Raw genomic sequence first — 747 nt, 5'->3', positions numbered from 1 at the left:
ACGGCAAATATGGTTTGCATCTGGTGGTGGTCTACCTGCTGATCGGTAAAGTTAGATTTCCATGGTCTTTTGCCGTCTGGAAGGGTAAAGGTCGCGCCAGTGAAAGCAAATTGGCAGTCGGCATGATCAAATCCCTGTGCCGCCAACTGCAGGGACGTTTTCACCTGAAGGTCCTGGCCGACAGCGGCTTTGACAATCAGTACTTTCTAAAACCGCTTTCCCAATTGGGCCTGACCGTGCTGGTCGGCACCAAGGGGGACCGTAAAGTGGGTGACAAGAAGGTCAAAGAGCTGTTCTACAACGGTAGCTGGGTGAAACTGAACACACCCGAACTGCAGGTCACAGTGGCGTGGTTTGAACGCCGGTACCCCACGGGGGAAACAGAACGGCGCTATGTGATGTGCAATCGGCCTCTGACAGCGAAAACACTGGTGTCCTGGGGAAAATTGAGGTGGAGAGTTGAGGCATTTTTCAAAGCCGCAAAGGGGCGCTTCGGATTGGACCAGTTTGGTCAGCGGACGTTAAGGGGTGCCATTCGATTTATTTTTCTGTCTCTGCTGGCATTTATCCTGACGCACACAGTCAATGATCATCCGAATTCGCCAACCATGGATTGGGGAGACCTGGCTTTTCAGGCTGCGAAAAGTCTGGTCTTATGGGTGCTCAGGGCAGAATTCTTGATGCTGCAGGATCAGCTTTTCACCGACTCAGAACTGCATCCTTTTCCAAGGGCTGGATAGGTGCAAA

General features: G+C 52.1%; 1 protein-coding gene. It reads left to right on the top strand.

Annotation, left to right across the window (positions count from 1 at the left end; all coding sequences use genetic code 11):
* On the top strand, window positions 1-740 hold a 740-nt coding region (locus tag IEY52_RS26515; protein ID WP_189009725.1), incomplete at its 5' end, for a transposase.
* Window positions 741-747: the final 7 nt, after the last annotated feature.

Source organism: Deinococcus roseus, from assembly GCF_014646895.1.
Lineage (GTDB): Bacteria > Deinococcota > Deinococci > Deinococcales > Deinococcaceae > Deinococcus_C > Deinococcus_C roseus.
The sequence above is the reverse complement of the archived record's forward strand: the minus strand, read 5'-3'. Positions and strand labels throughout refer to the sequence as shown.